Source organism: Pseudoalteromonas sp. SR45-5, from assembly GCF_014163565.1.
GTDB classification, from domain to species: domain Bacteria; phylum Pseudomonadota; class Gammaproteobacteria; order Enterobacterales; family Alteromonadaceae; genus Pseudoalteromonas; species Pseudoalteromonas distincta.
On the sequence record NZ_JACJDN010000438.1, the window covers coordinates 1 to 3,516 of the forward strand.

General features: G+C 37.6%; 3 protein-coding genes. 2 read left to right on the top strand and 1 reads right to left on the bottom strand.

Annotated features, from left to right (window positions below):
- Positions 1-35 precede the first annotated feature (35 nt).
- Entirely contained in the window at positions 36-503 is a 468-nt protein-coding gene (locus tag H5072_RS14770) for a hypothetical protein (RefSeq protein ID WP_259395961.1), read from the top strand.
- 291 nt (positions 504-794) lie between these two features.
- On the opposite strand, the gene H5072_RS14775 is transcribed toward H5072_RS14770, so the two are convergent.
- Positions 795-1,676, bottom strand: coding sequence for a hypothetical protein (locus H5072_RS14775; protein WP_182693943.1), 882 nt, complete (start codon positions 1,674-1,676; stop codon positions 795-797).
- 809 nt (positions 1,677-2,485) lie between these two features.
- Here H5072_RS14775 and H5072_RS14780 point away from each other — a divergent pair.
- The gene (locus H5072_RS14780; RefSeq protein ID WP_182693944.1) at positions 2,486-2,695 is read left to right on the top strand and encodes a hypothetical protein; all 210 of its coding nucleotides are present in this window, start codon (positions 2,486-2,488) and stop codon (positions 2,693-2,695) included.
- Positions 2,696-3,516: the final 821 nt, after the last annotated feature.

The following is a 3,516-nucleotide window of genomic DNA, read 5'->3' on the forward strand; positions in this document are numbered from 1 at the left end:
ATAATTATTAAGTTAATTTTAAATAAGGAAATTCTATGACTTGCAGATATACCTCTACTCTAGACATTCTCACCCTGTTAGAAGATGTCAAAACGGTTGTTAGGGATAACGATCATAAAATAAACAAACTCATGCTAAGCGCAGATAACCCTAACTTTAAAGGCTTTTGGGCTATTGTAGAGCCTCAAGTTTTTAATAAAAAACATCTTAATTATCGTGGCGTAAAAGTTCTGATATATAAATTAATGATTTGTTTAATAAACGATGTACACCAACCCGTACCAGAATATCCTGATTATGATGACGAGTTTTATGAAGAGCCAGAGCAAGCCTTTAGTGATGCGCCAGAAGAGCGCTTTGATTCAGTTTTTGATAGCAAGTTCGAGGATGAATTTGAAGACGACTATAAAAATGATATTGAAAGTGAATTTGTTGGAGAGTTTGAACAAGATCGTATTGATCGTAATATCCAAGATTCAATAAACAGTCTTCTAAATAAATAATAAAGGACAAATATAAGTTATTTTGATAATAAAATAACTGCCTAATCATTACCCCTAAAATATGCCATGAGTCATTATTTGCAGGCTCACTGCTTAAGCTGAAACCTAGTTTAAGCAGCTCAATCTCATTAATAGAGATTACACCTCTAGGGGAAGGCGTGATGCAAATATAGCGCCTTGTTATTACTTCACAAAAGCGTGTTTTTAATAATAATGTTGGCAAGGCTTTAAATAGGCCAAAAGCAAAGGGGGAATGGATTACTATCCATTCCCCCTTTGCTTATCTATCGCTTATTGATAAAACATTTCATTAATTTCTTCACATAATTTAGTACGGAAAATAATAGACGAATGAAGCAATTCAGCATCGCTTTCACTGAGAAGTTGTGCTCGTGTCTTCTTATCAAAACGTTGCGGCATTTCCTCAAATAATTGTGTATGAAGTCGTTTTATATCATTGAAGATTTGCTGTGACTGTGAAAATAAAAAAATCTTACTGTAATCGCCATTTTTTAGTGACGACAAATACTTTAGTAGAATGACCTGTCGTGCAGTTTTGTTTTTAAAAGAGTGTTCCACCTCAATAGCGGCTATTGAGCCATTAGGAAGTAGCACAGCGCCATCCACTGTTCGTGCAGCGGATAGGCCGTTAATTCGTTGAAATTCTGGCTCGGTAATAAATCCCTTCCACATTGGGGCGTACGTTTCATCACTGTGATAATTATGTATACCGCGCAGCATGACAAATGCGTTAATCAGATTATGCATAACATGGTTATTATTGAACTGCAGCGCTGGGTTTTTATTGCTCCTAAAATATACGTCGATGCCCATTAACTCTTCTGCAAATTTGGCAGCAGTATACGTGGGTACATAGACTCGACCATCTGGGCTTCGATGTGTTTTTACCACACGCAGCAAACTATCCTTTTCTAGCCGGTTTAAATGCTCTAATGCCAACCGATGATTGATGCCATATAACCAACGAACAATGCCTGGGGTAATAATGGAAAATCGAATCGCGATTAATACGGTCAACCTAGTTCGGTTAACCCCTTTTTGATGATTGTTTGCGCCTGGATAATACCGCATATCAATATCAAAATAGCGAGGGTAGTGATGAGTATGAAGAGTGTTGTTCGTTTCCAAATTTATTGATGGTTGTTGCGTCATTTTCAAAAGGCTCTCAGGTTAGTTAATTGCTAAAATTAACTAGTATCACAGTACACAAATTACCGTTATTTGATGACTTAAACCCCGTTTTTCATTCCGAGATGCTTTAACAGCATGCACGGAATGATTGTTGCGATAATAATTGCAACAAAGCCGCTTTCAGCGGATGGCCTCGTCGCTGCGCTACTCAACCATAGGGTCTAAAACGCCCGTCAGCTCTGGCGTTGCTCCGCAACGAGCTGACTCGACGCGCTATCGCGCTAGCGTTTTATACCCAGCGCGAATGCACCGAGCTACGCTCTGTACTAACCGCCATACTGCCGCGCCTGACAATGCAATGGGTGCCCCATAATTTGCATTTTTCATCTGCTGTAATTTTCTACGAAAATAGATGGTTCGATACAATTTGTGCCAAATTTTAATCGAATTTCGCTGATGCGAAACACTATCGCGGTTAGTACAGACCAGCTGTACATTCGCGCTTTCTCCATGTGTCTGCGGCTTCGCCTACAACACATTACGCGCTTGTTGGCCTCATTCTGAGGCGCTTTTTTGCAGTTTTTCGTGCCGAAAAATGCGTTTTTTATAACGTCTTTCAGACAAAACCGCCTTCAAATTAAACTTATTAGTGAGTTTTTTAGATAAAGAGGAAAGGATTTTTACTTAATAAAAAATTAGGTGAATTAAGAGGAGAGGGAACTACTTATTCAAACTGTTTGTTGCTGAGCTGCGCAGTCAAACAGTTTGTTTTTTATCACGAAATCATTAAATTTGAAAGTGTAAATTAATGATTTTTAAGGTTTAAGAGTATGAAAAATAATGACGTTACTGATATTGCTATTAATCCAACAACAGGATTACCTATCACAAATGCTAGCACTAATATCTTAGATGTTGGCGGCAATGTGGTGGGACAGAGCTCAAGAGTGATGACTGTTTATGAGATTGAAGAGTCGATAGCGGATTCAAACAATGATGATTGTTTTGATGCATTTGAATCGTTTGATGATGGTTTTTAATGCCCAAAATATTGAATGCAATTAGCCAATATCGAATAGAAGTTGTCTATTCGATTATCGCATTTAGTGGCTCAACTATATTATTTTTACAGTATAAATCGACTCAAAATTTTGCTTGGTTTATCGCCCTGAGTTTGTTTTGCACTAAAATTGCTATTGGCATAATTAACTACGAGAAATATTGTCAAAGTAATAAGCGTAGTATGAAGGTAGCGCTCAAATATTTGTTATTTAAATTTGTATAATCCTTGTTTATTTGTCCTAAACGCAAAGCGTCCTGATTTTATTAGGGCGCTTTTTTGTTGAAAGCATTAATTAGACTATCACCAGATAAAAAAGATTAAGGTGTATATAAAAATGAGTTTTTAAAATTATTGAATACGACTGAATAGGAGGAAGTAACTTAGAGGTAGAGTGGTTCAATGAGTCGATAGATATGTAAAAATACATACCTACCAACCACAAGGAATATACAAATTAGTTTTCATATACCTCTGCTTACGCAAAGGGTAAAAATTAGTAGTTACAAGTGCGAACTAAATTTTCTTTACTACAGTGTTTTGTCGCTCACCCCCGCCAAAGCGGGGAAACCAATTTAGCAGCACGACCCTCTAACTAAACTTTTTTTACTACAGTGTTTTGTCGCTCACCCCCGCCAAAGCGGGGAAACCAATTTAGTAGCACGACTGTCTAACTAAATTTTTTACTACAGTGTTTTGTCGCTCACCCCCGCCAAAGCGGGGAAACCAATTTAGTAGCACGACTGTCTAACTAAACTTTTTTTACTACAGTGTTTTGTCGCTCACCCCCGCCAAAGCGGG